Here is a 21,983-nt window from a genome sequence, read left to right as displayed (position 1 = left end):
CAGCCGTTGCGGATCAGCGGCGCGGTCGCCGCCTCCGGCCCGAGGAGTCCGAGTCCTCGTCGTCGCGGTGGTCGCCCAGCAGCTCGTCCGCCAGCGTCGGCAGATCGTCCAGCGGAGTCTCCTCGGCCCAGTCGGGGCGAGGACGCCGGCCCCGGCGCTCCTCCTGTTCCTGGCGTTCCGGACGTTCCCGGTCGTCCCCGTGGCCCTGAACCGGCCGCGGGGCCGCCGCGTGCGGGTCGCCGATCTGCGGAAGCTCGCGGGTGCGCTCGTTCTCGTTCTCCTGAGCCGGTCCCGCCGGGCGCTCGTCACGGAAGATGCCCCGCGGGACCCGGTCCACCGGGTCCGTGTCCCGAGCGTCGCGCACGTCCCGTACCGGAGGAAGAACCGCCGTCTCGTCCGCACCAGGGCGCTCGGTACGGCCCGAACGGTCGTGGATCTTCGGAATCATCGCCGTCTCGGCCTCGTCGGACGGCGTGGATCCGGGCGAGGACGGGGTGACCGGCGACGGCACCGGCTGCGTCACATCGTTCGGGTTGACGATCGGAGTCGGCACCGTGATCTCGTTGTCCGGCACGGACGCCGACGCGGCTTCCTCCGCCCGGGCCGACTCCGCCGCGGCAGCCGCCTCGGCCTCGGCCCGCCGACGGGCCTCCTCGGCCCGCAACAACGCCTCTTCAGCCTTGCGCTGCTTCTCCAGCCGCCGCGCCTCGGCCTCCTTGCGCAGCCGGGCCTCCTCCTCGGCCTGCCTGCGCAGTCGGGCCTGCTCGGCCTCGTGGGCCGCCTCCTCGGCCTCCCGCCTGACCCGCTCCTCCTCGGCCAGACGGCGGGCTTCCTCGGCGCGCTGCCGGGCCTCCTCCGCCTGCCGCTCGGCCTCGCGCCGGCGTGCTTCCTCCAGCTCGCGGCGCTTGCGCTCCTCCTCCTCGGCACGGAGCTTGGCGAGCTGTGCCTGCCGCTCGCGCTCCAGCCGCTCCTCCTCGGCCTTGCGGGCCGCCTCTTCCTCAGCCTTGCGCCTGGCCTCCTCCTCGGCAGCCTTGCGCGCTTCCTCCTGGGCCTTGATCTCGGCCTCGGAGAGCGGAAGGAGCTGGTCGAGCCGGTGGCGTACGACCGTGGTGATCGATTCCGGATCCTGGCCCGCGTCCACCACCAGGTAGCGGGTCGGGTCGGCCGCGGCCAGCGTCAGGAAGCCGGACCGCACCCGGGCATGGAACTCGGGCGGCTCGGACTCCAGCCGGTCGGGCGCCTCGGTGAACCGTTCCCGCGCGGTCTCCGGCGCAACGTCCAGAAGCACCGTCAGATGCGGTACGAGTCCGCTCGTCGCCCACCGCGAGATCCGGGCGATCTCGGTCGGGGAGAGATCGCGGCCCGCGCCCTGGTAGGCGACGGACGAGTCGATGTAGCGGTCGGAGATGACGACCGCGCCGCGCTCCAGCGCCGGGCGGACGACCGAGTCGACATGCTCGGCGCGGTCGGCGGCGTACAGCAGCGCCTCGGCCCGGTTGGAGAGCCCGGCCGAAGACACGTCGAGCAGGATCGAGCGCAGCCGCTTGCCGACCGGCGTGGCGCCCGGCTCGCGGGTGACGACCACCTCGTGGCCCTTGGCACGGATCCACTCGGCAAGCGCCTCGACCTGGGTGGACTTTCCGGCGCCGTCGCCGCCCTCCAGGACGAGGAAGAAACCGGTCGCGGCGGGGGCGACGGCCGGGTCGCCGCCGCGCAGCGCCTCGCGCAGATCGCGGCGCAGCGGCACGCCGGAGCGGTCGTCCGTCTTCGCGAGGACGATCACGGCGACGGGCAGCAGCAGCGCACCGATCAGCATCAGGGCGAAGGCCGCCCCGCCGTGGGCGAAGACGAAGTCGCCGGAGGTCAGTCGGTGGGTGCCGATCGCGGCGGCCAGCAGCGGGCCCGCGAGCGCGCCGAGCGCGATGAGCACCCGTACGACAGCCTGGAGGTGTTCCGTGGTCCTGGCCCGGCGGAACTCCTCGGTCTCCTGGTCGACCAGGACATGACCGGTGCCGGCGGCGACACCCGCGGCGTATCCGGCGAGCACCGCGATCATGAGCACGGTCGCCGTGTCCGGCACGAGGCCCATGGCGAGGAGCCCGATGCCGGTGACGGCGATGGCCAGCGCGAGCAGCCGGCGCCGCGACAGCGCGGGCAGCACCTTCCCCGCGGTACGGATGCCGACACCCGTGGCGCCGGTCAGACCGAGGATCAGCAGGGCGAAGGTGGCGGGCCCGCCCCCCAGCTCGGTTGCGTGCAGTACGGCGACGGCGGCAGCGGCGGCAATGGCCCCGGCGACGACGGCCGAGGCGCCGACGAGCAGCGGTACGGCTCCGGTGCGGCCCTTGTCGGGGCCGCTGCCGGCCGACGGCCGGCGCAGGCCCTCCAGCGGCGAGCGCGGGCGGGGTGTCTTCGTACCGGGCAGTTCCAGGAAGTACAGGATGGAGATCGAGGCCGAGAAGAGCCCAGCCGCGACGTACGAACCGAGGGCCGCCTGGTGGAGCGAGAACCACTCCAGGCCGGAGCCCAGCAGAGCGCCGACGAGCGTGGCGATCAGCAGGACGGCCGCGGCGGCCGGAATGGCGGCGAAGTCGGTACGGATGGAGAGCCGGCGCAGTGCGTCGAGACGGTCGGGCAGCGGGCGTACCGCGGCGCCCTCGGGGGGCGGGGCGGGCAGCAGCGCGGGGGCTGCGCCGTCCTTGGCAACCGTCCACAGGCGTTCGGCGGCGCCGACGACGAAAACGGTGATGAGGATCATCATGAGTGCCTTGTCGGGCATCCAGTCGATCCACAGCGGTGCGACGACCAGCAGCGCGAGCCGCAGCCCGTCCGTCCCGATCATCAGCCACCGCCGGTCCAGCGGTCCTCCGGGCGCGGTGAGCGTCGTCAGCGGCCCCAGGAGTACGGCTCCGAAGAGCAGGGTGGCAAGGATCCGGGCACCGAACACCGCGGCAACGGCAAACGCCGCCCCTCGGTATCCAGCTCCGAATGAGCCCTCAAGGACCGCCGCTTGCAGCGACAGCAGCACCAACACGAGAAGGGCGAGTGCATCGCCGATACTGCCGACGAGCTGGGCGCTCCACAACCGCTTCAGCGGGGGAACACGCAACAGGGCTCGTACGGCGCGCTCGCGTGAGTCTGCGGCAAGTGTGTCGGAGGTGGGGCTCACGACCGTTGGCTGCTCGGCTCGCGTCATCCGCCCAGCCTATCCGGAGCGGAGGGGTCCCTGGAGGCCCAGCCCGAACATATGGGCGCCCAGGGCTCCAGCCCCTCCGGCAATGGACGGGTCGTTCCCGGACTCTCCCGCGTCCGAGGTGGCTTTCCGGTCCCTCCGGCGTTTGAGGAGCGGGGCCGGGGCAGAGCCCCGGTTCACGAAGGAACGGGTAGGGGAACGGCCCGCCGCGGGCACCGTCCCGTACCGCCCGCCCCGGCACGCAATCGCCGGAGGGGCCGGGAAACCCAGCCCCTCCGGCGATCGGACCCGTCGTCCGGTCAGTCCTCCACAGACGCCGCAGCGGTCGACTTCGCCGCGGTCGCCTTCTTGGCTGCCGCCGTCTTCTTGGCTGCCGCAGTCTTCTTGGCTGCCGTCGTCTTCTTCGCGGTGGCCGTCTTCGCCACGGTCTTCTTGGCCGCGGTCGTCTTCTTGGCCGCCGTCTTCTTGGCGGTCGCCTTCTTGGCCGGGGCCTTCTTCGCCGGGGCCTTCTTCGCCGTCTTCTTGGCGGGCCCCTTGGCGCGCTTCTCGGCGAGCAGCTCGTAGCCGCGCTCCGGCGTGATGGTCTCGACGCTGTCGCCGGTCCGCAGCGTCGCGTTGGTCTCGCCGTCGGTGACGTACGCACCGAAACGCCCGTCCTTGACCACGACCGGAGCCCCGCTCACCGGGTCCGTGCCCAGTTCCTTCAGCGGCGGCTTCGCGGCGGCGCGGCCGCGCTGCTTGGGCTGAGCGTAGATCGCGAGGGCATCTTCAAGGGTGATGTCGAAGAGCTGGTCCTCGGAGGTCAGCGAACGCGAGTCCGTGCCCTTCTTCAGGTACGGACCGTAGCGGCCGTTCTGCGCGGTGATCTCGACACCCTCGGCGTCCTCGCCGACGACACGCGGCAGCGACATCAGCTTGAGCGCGTCGGCCAGCGTCACCGTGTCCAGCGACATGGACTTGAAGAGCGAGGCCGTCCGCGGCTTCACCGCGTTCTTGCCGGTCTTCGGGGTGCCCTCGGGCAGCACCTCGGTGACGTACGGGCCGTACCGCCCGTCCTTGGCGATGATCTGGTGCCCGGTGATCGGGTCCGCACCGAGCTCGAAGTCGCCACTCGGCTTGGCCAGCAGCTCCTCCGCGTACTCGACGGACAGCTCGTCGGGCGCCAGGTCCTCCGGCACGTCCGCGCGCTGGTGGCCCTCGGAGTCCTTCTCGCCGCGCTCGATGTACGGGCCGTACCGGCCGACGCGGAGCTTGATGTCGTTGCCGACGGGGAACGAGGAGATCTCCCGCGCGTCGATCGCGCCGAGGTCGGTGACGAGCTCCTTCAGACCGCCGAGGTGGTCGCCGTCGCCGTTGCCCGCGTCGGAGGCCGCGCCCGCTCCGGCCGTGTCGTCGCCCGCGCCGAAGTAGAAGCGCTTCAGCCACGGCACAGCCTGGGCCTCGCCCCGCGCGATGCGGTCGAGATCGTCCTCCATCTTCGCGGTGAAGTCGTAGTCGACGAGCCGGCCGAAGTGCTTCTCCAGCAGGTTGACCACGGCGAACGAGAGGAAGGACGGCACCAGGGCCGTGCCCTTCTTGAAGACGTAGCCACGGTCCAGGATCGTGCCGATGATCGAGGCGTACGTCGACGGGCGGCCGATCTCGCGCTCTTCGAGCTCCTTGACCAGCGAGGCCTCGGTGTAACGGGCCGGCGGCTTGGTGGCGTGGCCGTCGACCGAGATCTCCTCGGCGGACAGCGCGTCGCCCTCGGCGACCTGCGGGAGGCGCCGCTCACGGTCGTCGAGCTCGGCGTTCGGGTCGTCGGCGCCTTCGACGTACGCCTTCATGAAGCCGTGGAAGGTGATCGTCTTGCCGGACGCGGAGAACTCGGCGTCCCGGCCGTCGCTCGCCCGGCCGCCGATCTTGACGGTGACGGAGTTGCCGACCGCGTCCTTCATCTGGGAGGCGACGGTCCGCTTCCAGATCAGCTCGTAGAGCCGGAACTGGTCGCCGGTGAGGCCGGTCTCGGCAGGGGTGCGGAAGCGGTCGCCGGAGGGGCGGATCGCCTCGTGCGCCTCCTGCGCGTTCTTGACCTTTCCGGCGTACATGCGCGGCTTGTCCGGCAGGTAGTCGGCGCCATACAACTGCGTGACCTGCGCCCTTGCCGCGGAGATCGCGGTGTCGGAGAGGGTCGTGGAGTCGGTACGCATGTAGGTGATGAAGCCGTTCTCGTACAGCTTCTGCGCGACCTGCATGGTGGCCTTGGCCCCGAAGCCCAGCTTCCGGCTCGCCTCCTGCTGGAGGGTCGTCGTCCGGAACGGGGCGTACGGGGAGCGGCGGTACGGCTTCGACTCGACGGACCGTACGGCGAACGTGGCATCGGCGAGCGCGGCGGCCAGGGCGCGGGCGTTCGTCTCGTCCAGGTGCAGCGTCTGGCCGGAGCCGGACTTCAGCTGCCCGTCCGGACCGAAGTCACGGCCCTGGGCGATCCGACGGCCGTCGACCGAACTGAGGCGGGCGGCGAGGGCCGACGGGTCGGAGGCGTCACCGGTGCGGCCGGTGGCGAAGGTGCCGGTCAGGTCCCAGTACTCGGCGGAACGGAAGGCGATGCGCTCGCGCTCCCGCTCGACGACGAGACGGGTCGCCACGGACTGGACTCGGCCGGCCGACAGGCGCGGCATGACCTTCTTCCACAGGACCGGCGAGACCTCGTAGCCGTAGAGGCGGTCGAGAATGCGGCGGGTCTCCTGGGCGTCGACCATGCGCTGGTTGAGCTCGCGCGGGTTGGCGACGGCGGCCCGGATCGCGTCCTTGGTGATCTCGTGGAAGACCATCCGGTGGACCGGGACCTTGGGCTTCAGGACTTCCTGCAGGTGCCACGCGATGGCTTCGCCCTCGCGGTCCTCATCGGTGGCGAGGAAGAGTTCATCGGACTCGGCCAGCAGCTGCTTGAGCTTCCTGACCTGCGCCTTCTTATCTGCGTTGACGACATAGACGGGCTGGAAGTCATGCTCGACGTCGACGCCGAGCCGACGGACCTCGCCGGTGTACTCGTCGGGGACTTCTGCGGCGCCGTTCGGCAGGTCGCGGATGTGCCCGACGCTCGCCTCGACGACGTATCCGGGGCCGAGGTAGCCCTTGATCGTCTTCGCCTTGGCAGGCGACTCGACGATGACGAGTCGGCGGCCGCCCTGTGCGGTCTCGCTGGTCGGGGACAACTTCGCTCTTCTCTCCGGTCGACACTCAGTGGGCATCCGGGCAGCGCGATGACGCTGCCGACGGTGCTGTCGCTGCGGAGTGTGACGGTACAACCCGCCCCCGTGTCAAACGGCAAAAGCCCGCAACGGCCACTCGAACGGTAACCCGACTTCCGCCATTCCTGCCGCCCGGACCACCCGCTCCCCTGTGGACACGGCCGCTGTCTGCGGGTTTCCGAGCGGTGCGACGGCGCTGCAAAGCGGGACTGCCGGCGTCGGGCACCCGGGCGCCCCGGGCGTGTTCTCCGCCTCCCCGCCATGGCTGCCGAGACCCTTGGGGCCGGATCCGGTGGGAAGTGGATCAGATGCGGGTGAAGCACCACACACCGAGGACGAGAAAAAGTACGCCGAACACAGTGGCGAGAGCGACGGAAGCCATGGGGCTCACTCCGTGCGCCACCGGCGCACGGTGCAGCACGCGCGCCCCCGTCCACAACAGCAGCGCGGCGCCGAACAGCGCGAATGCCGTTCCGGCGAAGACCGCAGGTCCACTCTCCATGCCCGTACGCCTCCCTTTCCCTGCCCGGCCGGGGCCCCTGCCTGTCCGGTCCCGGTCCGGGGGAGGCTGCCACCCCGGGGCATCGTGGACGCGAACCCCGGGTGAATGGCCGGATTCACACACCCCCGCAAGCTCGGGGGCGGGGCCGGGGGCGACACCGGCCCGGTGAGCCAACCGGAATCCGCAGCCTCCGCGACGGACCGGCGACAGGGAACGTGAAGGCGCTGATGGCGAGCCCGTCCATTACCTACGGCGATACCCGCCCGAGCCGGAACGGAGCCCGGTGACGGAGTCCGCCAAGGGCCGCGGCAGCAGGGAAGGCACCCGCCCGGCCCGGGATCACGGCAACGTGATCGGCTCGATCAACTCGACCAATGCGATCAACTCGTCGACGGCACCGGCTCCAGGAAGCCCTCCTCCACCAGTAGCCGGATCGCCTGCGGAGTGCGGTCGCGCAGCAGCACCGGGTCCTCGTTCATCAACTGGGCGATCGCGTCCAGGATCCGGCCCGCGGGCAGCGTCCCGTCGCACACGCCCGCGAAGCCGGCGCCGACGGCATCGACCTTCGTCGCACGCCGCATGCCACGGTTCTGACGGAGCACCACATGCTCGGGGTCCTCCGCACCCGGGAGCCCGACCTGTTCCTGCACGACCTCGGCGGCGAGGGTGAAATGCCCGGCCAGGAGCGCCGCGTCATCCTGTTCGCGGAGGTAGTCCTGACGGACGAAGTGGGCCTGGACGGCGGGCCCGAGCGGCTGCTCCACCGCGTGCGGCCACTCCTCGATCACGACGGACGGATTCCCGGCGGCAGCCACGGCGGACTTCCGCAGGGTGATCCAGCCGAAGCCCACGCCCTTGGTCTTCCGGGCCTCGAACTCGTCCAGCCAGGCGTCGTACCGCGCGGCGTACTCGGCGGGGTCCGTGCGGTGGTCGCCGCTGTCGCGCAGCCACAGCTCCGCGTACTGCGTGACGTCCTGCACCTCGCGCTGCACGATCCAGGCATCGCAGCCGTGCGGCACCCAGGAACTCAGCCGGGTCTGCCACTCCTCGCCCTCGATGTGCTGCCAGTTGGCGAGAAAGTGGGCGTATCCGCCTTCGTTCAACCGGTCGCCCGCCTGCTGCACCAGGGTCCGGCACAGGTCGTCGCCGCCCATGCCGCCGTCGCGGTAGGTGAGACGGGCACCGGGCGAGATGACGAACGGCGGGTTGGAGACGATCAGGTCGTACGTCTCCGTGCCGACCGGCTCGTACAGGGAGCCCTGACGCAGATCGGCGGCGGCGACGCCGGAGAGGGCGAGCGTCAGCCGGGTGAAGTCCAGCGCTCGCGGGTTGAGGTCGGTGGCGGTGACCCGGGTGGCGTGCTGCGAGGCGTGCAGCGCCTGGATGCCGGAGCCCGTACCGACATCGAGCGCGGAGGCGACTGGTGTACGGACGGTGATGCCCGCGAGCGTGGTGGACGCCCCGCCGACGCCGAGGACCACGCCCTCCTCGCGTGAGCCGATGCCGCCCGCGCCGCCGACCGCGCACCCCAGGTCGGAGACGATGTACCAGTCCTGCCCTTCGGGCCCGCCGTACGGCCGAACGTCGACCGTGGCCCGTACTTCGCCGGCGATGTGGGTCACCCAGCCGTCCTCGACGCACTCGGCCAGCGGGAGCGCGGCGCGGGCCCGCTCGTACGGGACCGGGTGCTGGAGCAGGAAGAGCCGCACCAGTGTGTCGAGCGGGGAGTCGCCCCGGGTGGCCCGCAGTGCCGGGACCGTCTCGCTGCGGGCGAGCGCGGCGTAGGCGGGGGCACCGAGCAGCTCGAGGAGCCCGTCGGCGGTGAAAGCGGCGGCGAGCAGGGCTTCACGGAGCCGGGGCGAACGGTCGGGCGCGGGGAGACTGGTCGTACTCACCCCCTCATTGTGGCCGCTCCCACCGACAAAGGCAGCGGCCCGGCGCCCACCGGGGCCTCCGGGCCGTACGCACAACGGCCGCAATCGCTACAACCGCCACGCCTGCCGCATCCCTGCCGCATCAGCTACAACTGCCGCGGCCGTCCGGTTACGACTTCTTGCTGGGCGAAGCGGACGGCGACGGGGAGCCCGGCTTCGGGGAGGCGGTGTTCGGCGCCACCGAGGCCGTCGGCTTCTGGCAGCCCTTCTGCTTCGCCATCGCGGTGCCGACCTCGCCGGACTGGAGCTTCCGCAGGGCCTCGTCACCACTGTTGCTGATCTTGTTCAGCTCGTCCGCGATGCCCTTGAGGCCGTCGGCGAACTTCGCCTGGTCCTTCGTGTCGAGGGCATCGACCTTCTTCTCCAGGTTCGCGTACGCCGCGGAGGAGGCGTTCAGCTCCTTCACGGCCTCCTTCTGCGTGGCCTCGCCACCGTCGACCGGCGGAGCGCCCGCCGAATCGACAGCCGCGCCCAGAGCCTTGTACGCCTGCGAGATCTGCTGGAAAGCGGCCGAGTCGGTCTTCTGGACATCTGCGGGCTTGCTGTTGTCCGCGGTCTGCTGCTGGATGGCGGCGTTGGCGTTCGCGATCTTCTGGAGCTGGGGCTGGACCTTGTCGCAGACCGTCTTGGCCCAGTCGTTCACCTTGTCGCTGTTGTCGTCGCTGCTGCAGCCCGACAGCGTAAGTACCAGTACCGCACCGCCGGACAGCGCGGCCGCAAGCTTCTTGTTCACCGGATCGGTCCCTTCCAAGGCTCTCGGCCCCGGAACTTACACGTCGGGCGCCCTCCATCCGGGTGCCGGGCGTCCGATGAGAGACCTTTTGTAGCCATTTGCACCAAGGGAAATGAGGGAGATACAACTCACCCACGCGGCTCTCCACAGCCCTCCGGACGGGTGCACACCTGCACGAGCAAGCACCCGGACGGGACTGTCGACGGGCTACCGACCGGCGCCCCGGCGCCCCGCCGCCGGGCAACCGAATGGACCGCGGGCGGACGACACGCCGGAGTGCGTCGCCCGCCCGGTCATCGGCCGAGGACGGCTACGTACCACCGCCCCACCACCCTCTTCCCGTCACTGCTTCACGAAACCGCCGCCTCCCCGGGCGACTCGGCGGGCCTGCCTCCGCCATCGGCCCCGTCACCGGGCCCCTCCTCGTCCCCCACGGCGACCCCGCGCCGCTTGGAGACGTAGACGGCGCCGATGATGACGACGATGGCCAGCACCGCGACCGCCGCCCGCACACCGGCACTCGCGTCCTGCCCGTAGCTGAACTGCACCACCGCCGGGGCAATGAGCAGCGCGACCAGGTTCATCACCTTGAGCAGGGGGTTGATCGCCGGTCCCGCCGTGTCCTTGAACGGGTCGCCGACCGTGTCACCGATGACGGTCGCGGCATGGGCCTCACTGCCCTTGCCGCCGTAATGGCCGTCCTCGACGAGCTTCTTGGCGTTGTCCCACGCACCACCGGAGTTGGCGAGGAAGACCGCCATCAGCGTGCCGGTGCCGATGGCACCCGCGAGATACGAACCGAGCGCCCCGACACCGAGCGTGAACCCGACGGCGATCGGCGCCAGGACCGCGAGCAGGCCGGGCGTGGCGAGCTCGCGCAGGGCGTCCTTGGTGCAGATGTCGACGACGCGTCCGTACTCCGGCTTCTCGCTGTAGTCCATGATCCCGGGGTGCTCGCTGAACTGCCGTCGCACCTCGTAGACCACGGATCCGGCGGACCGGGACACCGCGTTGATCGCCAGCCCGGAGAAGAGGAAGACGACCGCGGCACCGAGGATCAGGCCCACCAGGTTGTTGGGCTGTGAGATGTCCAGGCTGAGGGTCATCTCCCCGGCCTTGGCCCCCACGCCGTCGACGGCGGTGGCGATCGCGTCGCGGTACGAACCGAAGAGCGCCGACGCCGCCAGTACGGCCGTGGCGATCGCGATGCCCTTGGTGATGGCCTTGGTGGTGTTGCCGACGGCGTCCAGGTCGGTGAGGACCTGCGCGCCGGCGCCGGTGACGTCGCCGGACATCTCCGCGATGCCCTGCGCGTTGTCGGAGACCGGACCGAAGGTGTCCATGGCAACGATGACACCGACGGTGGTGAGCAGCCCGGTCCCTGCCAGGGCCACCGCGAAGAGCGCCAGCATGATCGACGTACCGCCGAGCAGGAACGCCCCGTAGACGCCCAGGCCGATCAGCAGAGCCGTGTAGACGGCGGACTCCAGACCGATGGAGATACCGGCGAGTACGACGGTGGCCGGACCGGTCAGCGAAGACTTGCCGATGTCCCTGACGGGGCGCCGGCCGGTCTCGGTGAAGTAGCCGGTCAGCTGCTGGATCAGGGCGGCCAGCACGATGCCGATGGCGACGGCGACCAGGGCGAAGACCCGCGGGTCACCGCCGTGCGAGGTGATGGCGCTGTCGGTGACACCGTGCAGATCCGCGTACGAGGACGGCAGATAGACGAAGACGCCCACGCCGACCAGGACGAGCGAGATCACCGCGGAGATGAAGAATCCGCGGTTGATGGCGGTCATTCCGCTGCGGTCGGCGCGCCGCGGAGCGACCGCGAAGATCCCGATCATCGCGGTGACCACGCCGATCGCCGGAACGATCAGCGGAAAGGCCAGTCCGGCGTCGCCGAAGGCGGCCTTGCCGAGGATGAGCGCGGCGACGAGCGTCACGGCGTACGACTCGAAGAGGTCGGCGGCCATGCCGGCACAGTCGCCGACGTTGTCGCCCACGTTGTCGGCGATGGTGGCGGCGTTGCGCGGGTCGTCCTCCGGGATGCCCTGCTCCACCTTGCCGACGAGGTCGGCGCCGACGTCCGCGGCTTTGGTGAAGATGCCGCCGCCGACCCTCATGAACATCGCGATCAGCGCGGCGCCGAGGCCGAAGCCCTCCAGCACCTTCGGAGCGTCGGCGGCATAGGCGAGGACGACACAGGAAGCCCCGAGCAGACCGAGACCCACGGTGATCATGCCGACCACGCCACCTGTGCGAAAAGCGATCTTCATCGCCTTGTGCGAAACGGCGGTGAGATCTTTTTCGGGTTCACCCTCCGCAGGAGTCGCCTCCCGCGCGGCTGCGGCCACACGGACATTACTGCGTACGGCGAGCCGCATCCCGATGTATCCGGTGGTCGCCGAGAAAAGCGCACCCACCAGGAAGAACAACGAACGGCCCGCACGCTGCGACCAGTTGTCGGCCGGAAGCAGCAGAAGCAGGAAGAAGACCACGACGGCAAAGATGCCGACGGTGCGCAGTTGCCGGGCCAGATAGGCATTCGCGCCTTCCTGGACGGCTGCCGCGATCTCCTTCATACGGCCGGTGCCCTCACCGGCCGCCAGCACCTGACGCACCAGCAGTCGGGCAACGACCAGCGCGGCTACGGCAACGGCCGCGACGACGACCACGATGACGCGATTGTCATCGGTGAGCACCGCGGCCGCGAGAGATGCGGGCCGGCCGGAAGGGGTGGAAAGTGCGGAATCTTGCGTCAGTACTGCCAGTGGGGTGTTGAAGAACTCCGCCATACGTCCTCCTTGACGCTCAGCGCTCAAGACGTGGACGGATTGTAAGGAGCGGAAGCCGATCAAAACAGTGCGCCGTAATGTAATTGACCTTCTCGGACGGATCGGTAAATGATCGCGCCCACGGATCGACCCGAATGCAGTAATGGTGCAGGTGCATTTTCCGTAGATCAATGATCACACAGAAATGAAAAAAAGCCCTGCTCAGCAGGGCCTCAAAAGGCGGATCAAGAAATGTGTCGGGGATGGTTCGGGGGAGAGGTCCGACCGGATCGGGACCGGCGGACCGCCCGTAATGGCTGCGGAACCTCAGGGAAGCACCGTCACTGGCGTCTTCGGCCAGCTCATGCGGATCACTCCGCCGTTGGCCCCCGATCTGACCTCCACATCGTCGACGAGGCCGCTGATGACCGCGAGACCCATCTCGTCCTCGCCGTCGGCGTCGGAATCCGGCCCATCGAGCCCCACGCCGGGCGTGGCGCCGCGTGTCGCGGGAGCCTCGGCGGATCCGGCGGGCTCGGGCTCGGCGCCCGGTGCGGGCACCTCGTCGCCGACCTCGATCGAGAAGGACTTCTCCTCCTCGATCAGGACGACCGAGACGGGAGCGGCGATGCCATGACTGCGGTGCAGCCCGACTGCGCGGCTGCAGGCTTCACCGACGGCGAGTCTGACCTCGTCGAGCACGGCTTCATCGACCCCCGCCCGGCGCGCCACGGCGGCTGCCACGAGGCGGGCCGTCCTGACGTGTTCGGGCTGGGCACTGAAGCGGAGTTCAACGGTGGCCATGGGATCCCCCTCAGACGTACGGGCGTGCATCCCGGCGGCCCGGGCACGCTGCCCGGATACCCCGGCTCTTCTTCGGATCTTCTTCCGGTCTTCTTTCCGCGTTCATTCGGACTGCTTCCGGACTTCTTCCGAACTTCTTCTGAACTTCTTCCGGAACCGACGAACCCGACGGCAGACCCATCTGGTCGGCGGCGCCGGACAGCCGGCCCACTGACGTCCGGCCACTGGCGTCCGGTCCGTCTGCCGACCGGCGGACGGGCCAACCCGAGCGACCGACAGCCGAAGGCCGACGACAAGCGACTGCCCGCCAGACGACCGGTCGGCAGGCAACCGACTATCCACCGGTCGGCCGACCGGCCACCGAGCAGCAACCGGAACACTGGCTACCCAGTCTCCCGGCCACCGGCACCGACCGCCCGGCCGACTGCCTGCAGCAACCGGCCGTTCAGGCCACCTGCGTGGTACCGGCCGCCAGCCACGGCTGCCGGTACCCCGACCACTGGCCGGACCGCGGACCGGCCGTCAGTCGGTGGCCGCAACGGCCTCGTCGACCGTGGTGTGAATCGGGAACACCTTGGTCAGACCAGTGATCCGGAAGATCTTGAGAATGCGCTCCTGGTTGCAGACCAGGCGCAGCGAGCCCTCATGGGCCCGGACACGCTTCAGGCCGCCCACGAGCACGCCGAGGCCGGTGGAGTCGAGGAAGTCGACACCTTCCATGTCGACAACCAGGTGGTAGCTGCCGTCATTCACCAACTCGACCAACTGCTCGCGCAGCTTGGGCGCGGTATACACATCAATCTCGCCACCGACCTCGACGACCGTACGGTCGCCACCAGGGCCGGACACATTGCGAGTCGACAAGGACAGGTCCACGGATCCTCCAGCACCTTGCTATCGAGCGGTCGCCCCTCGGTCTCCCCAGCGGAGCCAGGGGACGGATCGCCAGCCGCGATGGCATTCAATCACTTACCAGCAGCCATGCACGACGCCTTGGGACCATTGTCCGTCACACCAGTGACACACTCGGTGCCGATGGCCAAGAATCACCGCCCCAGTCGACCAGCCGAGAACAGGGACTCCCGCCCCTCTCCCGCCATGGTCCTCGACCGGCTCGCCGCAGTGGCGGGCCGGTCCGCGCGCATCACTCATACGGAGCACTTGCCCCCGCGCACGGGAACCCATGCCGTCTGGCCCGATCGCATCCGGCCAGAAGTGATCGACGCGATCCGGAAGGCCGGAATCGGCCATCCGTGGGCACACCAGGCGGCCGCCGCCGAGCACGCCCTGGACGGCGAGTCCGTGATCATCGCCACGGGCACGGCTTCCGGCAAGTCGCTCGCGTACCTCGCCCCGGTACTCACCGCCCTGCTCGACGGCTCCGAGGCCCCGAACGGCCGTGGCGCGACCGCCCTGTATCTCGCCCCCACCAAGGCCCTGGCCGCCGATCAGAGGCGTGCGGTGAAGGAGCTCGCGGCGCCGCTCGGCAACGCCATCAGGCCTGCGGTCTACGACGGCGACACCCCCGTCGAGGAACGCGAATGGGTGCGCCAGTACGCCAACTACGTCCTGACCAATCCCGACATGCTGCACCGCGGGATACTCCCGTCCCACCCCCGCTGGTCCTCCTTTCTGCGCGCCCTGCGCTTCGTCGTCATCGACGAGTGCCACACCTACCGCGGTGTCTTCGGCTCCCACGTCGCCCAGGTGGTACGCAGGCTGCGCCGCCTGTGCGCCCGCTACGGAGCGGATCCGGTGTTCCTCCTCGCCTCGGCCACCGCGGCGGAGCCGTCCGTCGCGGCCGGCCGCCTCACCGGTCTCCCGGTCAAGGAGGTCGCCGACGACGCCTCGCCGCGCGGCGAGCTGGTCTTCGCCCTGTGGGAGCCGCCCCTGACCGAGCTGCACGGTGAGAAGGGCGCGCCCGTCCGTCGTACCGCCACCGCCGAGACCGCCGATCTCCTCACCGATCTGACCGTCCAGGGCGTCCGCTCGGTCGCCTTCGTACGCTCCCGGCGCGGCGCCGAGCTGATCTCCGTCATCGCCAAGGAACGCCTCGCCGAGGTGGACCGCTCCCTGCCCGCCCGGGTCGCCGCCTACCGCGGGGGCTATCTCCCGGAGGAACGCCGCGCCCTGGAGCGCGCCCTGCACTCCGGCCGACTGCTCGGCCTTGCCGCCACCACCGCCCTCGAACTCGGCGTCGACGTGTCCGGCCTGGACGCCGTCGTCATCGCCGGCTATCCGGGCACCAGGGCGTCGCTGTGGCAGCAGGCGGGCCGCGCCGGACGCTCCGGCCAGGGCGCCCTGGCCGTCCTGGTCGCCCGCGACGACCCGCTGGACACCTTCCTCGTCCACCATCCCGAGGCGCTGTTCCAGCAGCCCGTGGAGTCGACCGTCCTCGACCCGGACAACCCGTACGTCCTCGCCCCGCACCTGTGTGCCGCCGCTGCGGAGCTCCCGCTCACAGAAGCCGATCTGGAGCTCTTCGGCCCGGCCGTGGCCGAACTGCTGCCGCAACTGGAAGCCGCGAAGCTGCTGCGCAGACGGGCGTCGGGCTGGCACTGGACCCGCCGCGAGCGCGCGGCCGACCTCACCGACATCCGGGGCGAGGGCGGCCGCCCCGTCCAGATCGTCGAGGAGGGCACCGGCCGGCTGCTGGGCACCGTCGACGAGGCTGCCTCGCACACGGCCGTCCATGAAGGCGCCGTCCATCTCCACCAGGGCCGCACCTATCTGGTCCGGAAGCTGGACCTGGAGGATTCGGTGGCCCTGGTCGAAGAGGCCAACCCGCCGTACTCGACGACTGCCCGCGACACCACCGCCATCGCCGTCCTGGAGACCGACACCGAGATCCCATGGGGTGACGGGCGGCTCTGCTACGGCTCCGTGGAAGTCACCAACCAGGTCGTCTCCTTCCTGCGTCGCAAACTGATCACAGGCGAGGTCCTCGGCGAGACCAAGCTGGATCTGCCGCCCCGCACTCTGCGCACGCGCGCCGTGTGGTGGACCGTCACGCAGGATCAGCTCGACGCCGCCCGCATCAACCCGGAGATCCTCGGTGGCGCCCTGCACGCCGCGGAGCACGCTTCGATCGGGATGCTGCCCCTCTTCGCCACCTGCGACCGATGGGACATCGGTGGCGTCTCCGTACCGTTGCACCCGGACACCCTCCTGCCCACGGTCTTCGTGTACGACGGGCATCCGGGCGGTGCCGGCTTCGCCGAGCGAGCCTTCCATACCGCCCGCGCATGGCTGACCGCGACCCGCCAGGCCATCGCGTCCTGCGAATGCGAGGCCGGCTGCCCGTCCTGCATCCAGTCCCCCAAGTGCGGCAACGGCAACGATCCACTGCACAAACGCGGCGCCGTGCGTCTCCTCAGCGAACTCCTCCGATGCGCTCCGCCGGAGCCCGGGGAGCCGGGCCGTCCGGAATCGTCGCAGGCGGCGGCTCCGGAGAGTCGGGATAAGTCACCGGAGGGCCTGCCCGGGACCTGACCACCGGTTCGTACGGTCCGAAACGCACCCGGGCCGTCACATCGGCGATTCCTCCTCGCACCACGCACCGGACCACCACGGCCCCCTGTGCCGCGGCCACCTCCTCGGCCGCCCCGCATGCCTCCTCGGGCCCTTGCAGGGCCCGGTCGGCCGCGGCCAGAGCCGCCAGGTCCGCCGAGCCGCCGGCCCGGTGCCGAACAACCACCACCTGCCCGAGCACCAGCACTGCAGCGAACACCGCACACAAGGCAGCCGTGGTCATCGCCACCCACACCGTCGCCAGCCCCCCGTCCCGGTCCGCCAAGCCCTGGTCCGGGTCTCGGCCCCGGCCCCGGCGCTGGCCCCGTCCGCGACCGGGGCCACAGGACCCACGTACGTGGAGCCACCCGGTCACAGCCCTCGCGGCACGCCGTCCCATCCCGGTCATGGCGTCATCCCCACCGTTTCCTCGGCCAGTGCCGCCGCCTCTGCATGAAGCGTCAGGGCCAGCGGGCCGAGTCCGGGCGTGGGCGCCGCCACCCGCACCCGCCACAACTCCCCGGCCCGCTCCATCGCGATTTCGGCCCCGGCGGGTGCCGCCGAACGGGCGGCTTCCAGCACCTGTGGCTCCGGTTCCGAACGGGCCGCTGCCCTCGCCCCCGCCCTGGCCGCGTCCACGCACCGGATCTGGGCGGAGGCCGCCATCAGCGCCCAGACCAAGGCCAGGGCGAACACCACCAGTACCGGAATCGCCATGGCTGCTTCCGCCGTCACCGCACCCCGGTCCCCGCCCGCGCCCGCAGTCTCCGAACGGCCCCCGGCACACGTGCCGGAACCATTCCTAGAACTTCGCATCGAGTGCGTCCTTCAGCAGTGACTGCAGCGCGGACATGACCGGCTGGCTGGTCACCACCTTGTAGAGCACCGCCGCGAACGCACAGGCCGCGATCGTCCCCACCGCGTATTCGGACGTCGTCATTCCGTTGTCCGACCGGACTCGGCGCGCCACGCTCCGCACCCAGCCCCTGATTCGCTGCACCATTTCAACCCCCGCAAAATGCGTAATTAATACTGAATGGATATCTATCGGAGCTTTTCGTTCATCCGGAATGAAGCAGGCCGGTCGCCAGCCCGATCACCACCGGCGCCACCCCGACCGCCAGGAACGCAGGCAGAAAACAGAGTCCGACCGGTGCGGTGATCAGCACGCCTGCCCGCTGGGCGCGCGCCACGGCCGCGCTCGCCCGCTCCGCCCGCATCGCCTCGGCCAGCCGCGCCACCGGCTCCGCCGCCGGAGCTCCGGTCGATCCCGCCCGATCCAGGCAACGGGACAGCGCGCCGGCGCCCGGTATCTCCCCGAACCGCCCCCAGGCCACTGCCGGTTCACCACCGAGCCGAATCTCCGCCGCCGTCCGCGCCAGGTGCACGCCGACCGGTCCGCCCAGCGACTCCCCCACCGCCTCCGCCGCCTCCCGGGGCCCGGCTCCGGCCGAAATGCAGGCCGCCAAGAGATCTGCTGCCAGCGGGAGTTGGCGTACGATCTCGGCCGTCTCCGTAGCGTCGGCACCCTGTTCGCCGCTGCGCCGGGCCCGCTGCCACCGCCGGGCGCCGTACGCCCCCGCCAGCCCGGCCACGCACCCCAACAGGCCGCCGACCAGGACCACGCCCGTCGCCACAGCCCCCAGCGGCGCGATCCACTCCTTGGCTGCCCGGGCACCGGAAGCCGCGCGCCCGCGCCGACGCTTCTCCGCGCCGATCGCCATAAGCACCGCACCCCGACGGCGTACCACCCGCCTCCGCCGCCGTCCCGACAGGACGAGAGCCAGATACAGGACCACGCCCAGAACCGCCCACACCGCCGCCACCAGGTGGGCGGCTTCGCCGATGACCGCGTTCATGCCGCCTCCCCCGCCCGCACGATCCGTCCGGCCCAGCAGAGCCCGGCAGCCTCCAGCAACCCACCTGCCACCAGACAGACCAGCCCGGCCGGCGTGTGCAGCAGCACCCCCAACGGATCTGCTCCGAGCGCCGCACCCAGTCCCAGCCCAAGCACCGGCAGCAGCGCGAGCACGGCCACGTCGACCAGGCACCCGCCAGTTGGGCCCGTAACTCCTCGCGTCTGCGTCGCTCGGACCGCAGTGCACCCTCCAGACGGTCCAGCCCCGCCGCGAGCCCGGCCCCACCGTCCACCGCCACCCGCCAGCAGGCCGCAACCCCGGCAAGCCCGTCCAGACCCGGCTCCCGCGCCGCCTGCCCGAGCGCCCCCGGCACATCGCCACCGAACCGCGCCGCAGCGGACACACCGGCCTCCGCCGCTCCCATCACCCCGGTCCCTCGGACAGCCACGAGCAGCGCCTGCCCCGGCTCGCGTCCGGCCCGCAACTCACCCACGACCGCACCGCACAGCGCCACCACCCCATCGGCCCGGCGTTCCCGCTCCCGCGTCAGGGCCCGTCTCCGCAGCCACCGCCGCACCAGCGGCACCGCGAGTGTCCCGGCCAGCACCGGAAGCACGGACTCCCCCAGCACAGCGATGGCGAGCGCCACCGGCAGACAGAGCCATTCCCGCCGCTCCCGCAACCGCGCCTGGAACCACGCCCGAATCCGCTCCCAGCGCGCACGCAGGGGCGACTCCACCACTCCGTCGACGAACAGCACCCGGGCTCTCCGCCGCCCCTGGTCCTGCGCCACCGCCAACCAGGCCGCCACCGCGATGCACAAGACCGCCGCGCAGCCCGCACCCGCCGACAGCCCTGGCGTCGCACCGCCGCTCACAGCTCACCTTCGATCAGTGACCGCAGCCGCTCCCAGCCCCGCTCCCGCACGAATCCGCCGACGCCCCAGCGCAGCGCCGGCACGGTCACCACCAGCCCGGCCGCGTCCCGCTCCAGGACCTGCACCTCGGCGATCCGCCGCTGCCCGGCCCGGTCCCGTACGAGATGGACCACCACCGACAGCGCCGCCGCCAACTGGCTGTGAAGTGCCGTCCGGTCCAGCCCCGCCGCCGTCCCCAGCGCCTCAAGGCGGGCTGGGACGTGCTCGGCAGCATTGGCGTGAACCGTCCCGCAGCCGCCCTCGTGTCCGGTATTCAGCGCGGCCAGCAGTTCGGTGACCTCGGCACCCCGCACCTCCCCGACGACCAACCGGTCGGGCCGCATCCGCAGCGCCTGCCGCACCAGGTCCCGAAGGGTCACCCGGCCCGCCCCCTCCTGATTGGCGGGGCGCGACTCCAGACGCACCACATGCGGATGGTCCGGCCGCAACTCCGCCGAATCCTCGGCGAGCACGATGCGCTCACGCTCCCCGACCGCACCCAGCAGACTCGACAGGAGGGTCGTCTTTCCGGCTCCCGTCCCCCCGCTGATCAGATAGGAGACCCGGGCGTCCACCAGGGCCCGCAGTACCCGGTCGCCGCCCGGTGGCACAGTCCCGGCCGCGACCAGTTCTGTCAGCGAGAAGGCCCTGGGGCGTACCACCCGCAGCGACAGACACGTCGAGCCGACGGACACCGGCGGCAGCACGGCGTGCATACGGGTGCCATCCGGAAGCCGGGCGTCCACCCAGGGCCGGGCGTCGTCGAGCCGCCGCCCCGCCACGGCCGCCAGCCGCTGCGCCAGCCTGCGCACCGCGGCAGCGTCCTGGAACGTCACCCCGGTGAGTTCGAGCCCGCCGCCCCGGTCCACCCACACCCGGTCCGGCGCACAGACCAGCACATCCGTCACCGCCGGATCGGCAAGCAGCGGTTCCAGCACCCCGGTCCCGACCAGCTCGCCGCGCAACTCATCCGCCGCACCAAGCACTTCGGCATCGCCGAGCAGCCGCCCCTGGGCACGCAGCGCGGCCGCGACGCCGGCCGGGGTCGGCGCCGCACCGCTCTGCGCCAGCCGCTGACGTACGGCGTCGAGCAGCGTCTCGGTCATGACGCACCCCCAGCGGTGCGGTTCCCGACGCCCTCCGAGGCGAGGGCCCGCTCCCAGAAGGCCGTGCAGAACCTGGCCAGTGGACCGCGCGCGCTGCCGCCGGGCGGCGCCCCGCCGTCCTGGGCCGCCAGCAGCCCGGCGTCGAGCGGGAGTTCACCAGCAAGCGGCAGCCCAAGCGCTTGCGCTACCCACTGTTCGTCGAGGCCTGCCGCGTACGGACCGCGCGCCACCACCCGCAGGTCGTCCAGGACCATTCCGGCCATCGACGCCACCCGCTTCGCCGCCGCGACCGCTCGAAGCTCCCCAGGAACCACCAACAGCCCGAGGTCCAGCTGTGCGAGCGCCTCGGCGACCGCCTCGTCGACCCGGCGCGGCAGATCGACGACGACCACCCCGCCGAGCCTGCGCGCGGCGGCCAGCACAGCCTGTATGGCCGGCGGCGGGATCACCACCCAGTCGTCACGGCCCCAGCTGAGCACCCGCAAACCGTGCAGTGCGGGCAGCGACTCCTCCAGCGCACCTCCGCCGACCCGCCCTTTGGAATGGGCGAAATCCGGCCACCTCATTCCCTCGGTCCGCTCGCCGCCGAGCAGCACATCGATGCCCCCGCCGAGCGGGTCACCGTCGATCAGCATGGTCCGCCGCCCGGCCCTGGCCGCCGTCACCGCGAGGGCGCAGGCCAGTGTGGATGCGCCGGAGCCGCCCCGCCCGCCGATCACCCCGACGGTGAGTGCCGGCCGACCCACGCCTTCCGCCGCATTGGCGATCTGGTCGACGAGCCACCCCTCGGAATCGGGCAGCCTCAGCACATATTCGGCACCGATCTCCACGGCGCGGCGCCAGACGTCCGGGGCATCCTGGTCCCGGCCGACCAGCATCACACCGCGTCTGCGCGCCGCTCCGCGGCACCGCTGGGCGGCGTCGTCCCCCACGAGAACCATCGGGGCCTGCTCCCAGCTTCCTCTGCGCTCGGGCAGCGAGTGATGAACTTCCGGTTCCGCTCCGGCGGCGGCGCACAGCCGCAGCAGATCGTCGAGGAGTTCCACATCCTCGGTCACGATCAGCGGTCCGCCCCGCCGCACTTCGGCGCTCGACAGACGACCCCGTGCGTTGGATTCAGCCACGATCTCGACCCCCTTCTCACTGGACCTTCATCGCAGTTCGCGCTGATCTCGGAGCGTTCCGGGATCAGCGCTTCCACAACCCGCGGACTTCGCGGCTTGAATCACGGTGCAGCGCTTCGGGAAATCGTGTGGATCTTGCTCAAAAACTGTGGACAACTCCACCGTTGTGAAAAACTCGGTCACTCATACCGGCGACTCCCGGAGAGCAGCACTTCCGCTACGCACCGTGACGGGTCACGATGGTGAGGGACGGGGCAAGAAGCGGGCCGTCGTAGCCGAAATGGAGGCG

The 21,983-nt window shown here is 71.0% G+C and carries 15 protein-coding genes and 1 pseudogene; 1 reads left to right on the top strand and 15 read right to left on the bottom strand.

The window, feature by feature from the left end; genetic code table 11:
• Positions 1-13: 13 nt before the first annotated feature.
• From tmk to ACZ7L9_RS30025, 8 genes are all read right to left on the bottom strand, one after another.
• The gene (gene tmk, locus ACZ7L9_RS30060; protein ID WP_471420066.1) at positions 14-3,196 is read right to left on the bottom strand and encodes a dTMP kinase; all 3,183 of its coding nucleotides are present in this window, start codon (positions 3,194-3,196) and stop codon (positions 14-16) included.
• Between the two features lie 296 nt (positions 3,197-3,492).
• The gene (gene topA / locus ACZ7L9_RS30055) at positions 3,493-6,390 is read right to left on the bottom strand and encodes a type I DNA topoisomerase (RefSeq protein ID WP_471420064.1); all 2,898 of its coding nucleotides are present in this window, start codon (positions 6,388-6,390) and stop codon (positions 3,493-3,495) included.
• A gap of 340 nt (positions 6,391-6,730) precedes the next feature.
• Positions 6,731-6,928, bottom strand: a complete 198-nt coding sequence (locus tag ACZ7L9_RS30050) for a hypothetical protein (protein ID WP_471420062.1) — start codon at positions 6,926-6,928, stop codon at positions 6,731-6,733.
• A 380-nt stretch (positions 6,929-7,308) separates the two neighbouring features.
• The gene (locus ACZ7L9_RS30045) at positions 7,309-8,823 is read right to left on the bottom strand and encodes a DUF7059 domain-containing protein (RefSeq protein WP_471420060.1); all 1,515 of its coding nucleotides are present in this window, start codon (positions 8,821-8,823) and stop codon (positions 7,309-7,311) included.
• A gap of 148 nt (positions 8,824-8,971) precedes the next feature.
• Positions 8,972-9,595: a small secreted protein gene (locus tag ACZ7L9_RS30040; RefSeq protein WP_471420058.1), complete on the bottom strand. Its 624-nt coding sequence runs from the start codon at positions 9,593-9,595 to the stop codon at positions 8,972-8,974.
• A 350-nt stretch (positions 9,596-9,945) separates the two neighbouring features.
• Positions 9,946-12,396, bottom strand: coding sequence for a sodium-translocating pyrophosphatase (locus tag ACZ7L9_RS30035; RefSeq protein ID WP_471420056.1), 2,451 nt, complete (start codon positions 12,394-12,396; stop codon positions 9,946-9,948).
• Positions 12,397-12,702: 306 nt separating this feature from the next.
• A complete protein-coding gene (locus ACZ7L9_RS30030; protein WP_471420054.1) occupies positions 12,703-13,179 on the bottom strand; it encodes an ATP-binding protein in 477 nt (158 codons plus the stop codon).
• A 522-nt stretch (positions 13,180-13,701) separates the two neighbouring features.
• On the bottom strand, positions 13,702-14,055 hold the full coding sequence (locus ACZ7L9_RS30025) for an STAS domain-containing protein (protein WP_003967428.1): 354 nt from the start codon (positions 14,053-14,055) through the stop codon (positions 13,702-13,704).
• A gap of 78 nt (positions 14,056-14,133) precedes the next feature.
• Between ACZ7L9_RS30025 and ACZ7L9_RS30020 the strand changes: the two genes are divergently transcribed.
• Positions 14,134-16,671: a DEAD/DEAH box helicase gene (locus tag ACZ7L9_RS30020; protein ID WP_471420052.1), complete on the top strand. Its 2,538-nt coding sequence runs from the start codon at positions 14,134-14,136 to the stop codon at positions 16,669-16,671.
• Here the strand turns inward: ACZ7L9_RS30020 and ACZ7L9_RS30015 are convergent.
• The 7 genes and pseudogenes from ACZ7L9_RS30015 to ssd all read right to left on the bottom strand — a co-directional run bounded on the left by ACZ7L9_RS30015 (position 16,553) and on the right by ssd (position 21,628).
• A complete protein-coding gene (locus ACZ7L9_RS30015; RefSeq protein ID WP_471420088.1) occupies positions 16,553-17,089 on the bottom strand; it encodes an Rv3654c family TadE-like protein in 537 nt (178 codons plus the stop codon). The genes ACZ7L9_RS30020 and ACZ7L9_RS30015 overlap by 119 nt on opposite strands.
• A 5-nt stretch (positions 17,090-17,094) precedes the next feature.
• Positions 17,095-17,505, bottom strand: coding sequence for a TadE family type IV pilus minor pilin (locus ACZ7L9_RS30010; protein WP_471420050.1), 411 nt, complete (start codon positions 17,503-17,505; stop codon positions 17,095-17,097).
• Complete coding sequence (locus ACZ7L9_RS30005) at positions 17,492-17,692, bottom strand: DUF4244 domain-containing protein (protein ID WP_471420048.1); 201 nt, start codon at positions 17,690-17,692, stop codon at positions 17,492-17,494. Before ACZ7L9_RS30005 ends, ACZ7L9_RS30010 begins: the two co-directional genes overlap by 14 nt.
• A gap of 58 nt (positions 17,693-17,750) precedes the next feature.
• Positions 17,751-18,548 (bottom strand): type II secretion system F family protein, encoded by a 798-nt coding sequence (locus ACZ7L9_RS30000; protein ID WP_471420046.1) that lies wholly within the window; start codon positions 18,546-18,548, stop codon positions 17,751-17,753.
• Positions 18,545-19,401: pseudogene (locus ACZ7L9_RS29995) on the bottom strand (type II secretion system F family protein). The gene ACZ7L9_RS30000 and the pseudogene ACZ7L9_RS29995 overlap by 4 nt, the downstream one beginning before the upstream one ends.
• Positions 19,402-19,421: 20 nt before the next feature.
• Positions 19,422-20,570, bottom strand: a complete 1,149-nt coding sequence (locus ACZ7L9_RS29990; RefSeq protein WP_471420044.1) for a TadA family conjugal transfer-associated ATPase — start codon at positions 20,568-20,570, stop codon at positions 19,422-19,424.
• Positions 20,567-21,628, bottom strand: coding sequence for a septum site-determining protein Ssd (ssd, locus tag ACZ7L9_RS29985; protein ID WP_471420086.1), 1,062 nt, complete (start codon positions 21,626-21,628; stop codon positions 20,567-20,569). The genes ACZ7L9_RS29990 and ssd overlap by 4 nt, the downstream gene beginning before the upstream one ends.
• Positions 21,629-21,983: the final 355 nt, after the last annotated feature.

The organism is Streptomyces sp. NPDC111516 (genome assembly GCF_055635345.1).
The sequence above is the reverse complement of the archived record's forward strand: the minus strand, read 5'-3'. Positions and strand labels throughout refer to the sequence as shown.

What these genes read in the sequence shown, in the direction of transcription:
- tmk (WP_471420066.1), bottom strand. Translation starts at nt 3,196, where the DNA reads ATGACGCGAGCCGAGCAGCCAACGGTCGTGAGCCCCACCTCCGACACA.
- ACZ7L9_RS30050 (WP_471420062.1), bottom strand. Translation starts at nt 6,928, where the DNA reads ATGGAGAGTGGACCTGCGGTCTTCGCCGGAACGGCATTCGCGCTGTTC.
- ACZ7L9_RS30035 (WP_471420056.1), bottom strand. Translation starts at nt 12,396, where the DNA reads ATGGCGGAGTTCTTCAACACCCCACTGGCAGTACTGACGCAAGATTCC.
- ACZ7L9_RS30030 (WP_471420054.1), bottom strand. Translation starts at nt 13,179, where the DNA reads ATGGCCACCGTTGAACTCCGCTTCAGTGCCCAGCCCGAACACGTCAGG.
- ACZ7L9_RS30020 (WP_471420052.1), top strand. Translation starts at nt 14,134, where the DNA reads ATGGCATTCAATCACTTACCAGCAGCCATGCACGACGCCTTGGGACCA.
- ACZ7L9_RS30015 (WP_471420088.1), bottom strand. Translation starts at nt 17,089, where the DNA reads ATGGGACGGCGTGCCGCGAGGGCTGTGACCGGGTGGCTCCACGTACGT.
- ACZ7L9_RS30010 (WP_471420050.1), bottom strand. Translation starts at nt 17,505, where the DNA reads ATGCGAAGTTCTAGGAATGGTTCCGGCACGTGTGCCGGGGGCCGTTCG.
- ACZ7L9_RS30005 (WP_471420048.1), bottom strand. Translation starts at nt 17,692, where the DNA reads ATGGTGCAGCGAATCAGGGGCTGGGTGCGGAGCGTGGCGCGCCGAGTC.
- ACZ7L9_RS30000 (WP_471420046.1), bottom strand. Translation starts at nt 18,548, where the DNA reads ATGAACGCGGTCATCGGCGAAGCCGCCCACCTGGTGGCGGCGGTGTGG.
- ACZ7L9_RS29990 (WP_471420044.1), bottom strand. Translation starts at nt 20,570, where the DNA reads ATGACCGAGACGCTGCTCGACGCCGTACGTCAGCGGCTGGCGCAGAGC.